A 1511-nucleotide genomic window follows, 5' to 3' on the forward strand; every position below is an offset into this window, starting at 1 on the left:
CATATTGCTGCAATTTGGAGTTTTGTACATTATTATAATGCTAGTTTACAACTCTAGATACCTACTTTTTTTTTTAATTCGGTTTTGTTTTATCATCTTGATCCTTTCCTTCAGGGCACTACCAGTAACAGCACCCTCCTTAATTCATGTTTTCGACCGAGAAGGAGATATTACTGAAGTGTTCGACTCTTCACGTCAACTGAAACATACAGGAGTATTAGTACGTGCAGCTCATGACCGTACCCTAGACCAGAATCAATACGGTTCAGTTAAGGCTCAAATAGTGGTAAATTAGGTATGGTGTCCAAAAAAGGAGAGCAAGTAAGGTGCATCTCAAAGAATTCTCATTAGTATCTCCCAAAATCCCAAGTAAGGAGATATTCAAAGCCATAGAGATAGCAATCCCAGCCAGTGCAATTGAACAGGCGATTACTAAAACGAAGGTTGAAGAGAAACGTCATCGAACCCTGCCAGCACAACTGGTAGTGTGTCTGGTAATCGCCATGAGTCTGTGGTCGAAAGATTCAATGCGAGATGTACTAAAAAACCTGATTGATGGTCTTAATGAAGCATGGATAAAAATTGGTAAATATTGGCAATTTCCGTGTAAATCGGCAATTACTCAAGCCAGACAAAGATTAGGAGCAGGCGTGATGAGACAGTTGTTTCATTCATTAGTGCGACCAATGGCTACAGTTGAAACAGTAGGAGCTTTTATCCATGAACTAAGAGTCGTAGTGATAGATGGAACCTGCCTAGATATCCCCTCTGGGTGATGAAAATGCTAGGGTTTTCGGTCGTCCGGGTAGCCGTCCGGGTACGAGAGCGGCGTTCCCCTTTCGCTAGATTAGTGATTTTAGTAGAGGCAGGAACACATTTAATCTTTGATGCCTTAATGTGTCCATATAAAATAGGAGAAAGAGTAAGAGCATTAAAGTTATTACGCTCAGTAACGCCGGGAATGTTATTGATGTGGGATAGAGGTTTACATTCTTACGCGATGGTAGAAGCCACATTCAGTAAAGGTTGTGAGTATTTGGGGCGAATTCCATCCAACGTTAAATTCTTAAACGAAACACAACTAGATGATGGTTCATATTTAAGTTGGATTTATCCATCTGGCAAGTTAAGAAAAAAAGGATTTAAGCCAATACAGGTAAGAGTAATCGAGTACATAATTGAGGCTCCCGAACACCCAGCCACACAAATTAGATATCGTTTAATTACGAGCTTGTTGGACGCTGAAAAATTTCCAGCCCAGTCACTTGCTTGTGAATATCATCAACGTTGGGAAGTCGAGAATACGATTGATGAACTCAAAGTACATTTATTGGGACGAAAAACTCATATTCGGTCTCAAAGACCGAAAGAAGTGGTACAAGAAATTTATGGTTTACTACTAGGACCGAAGAGCTGTACGGTCATTAATTTTTCGGTAGTAGTGCATAGTAATGGTTAAGACCGTAGGGAGGCATTGTAATGATGGACAAAGTACCAAACCGCACCGATGT

1 pseudogene is annotated in these 1511 nt (G+C 40.4%); it reads left to right on the forward strand.

Annotation, left to right across the window (positions count from 1 at the left end):
- Window positions 1-416: 416 nt before the first annotated feature.
- Window positions 417-1432, forward strand: a pseudogene (locus QUB30_RS33545) (IS4 family transposase); the annotation flags it as partial.
- Between the last annotated feature and the right edge of the window lie 79 nt (window positions 1433-1511).

The organism is Microcoleus sp. BROC3, assembly GCF_036702515.1.
GTDB lineage: Bacteria > Cyanobacteriota > Cyanobacteriia > Cyanobacteriales > Microcoleaceae > Microcoleus.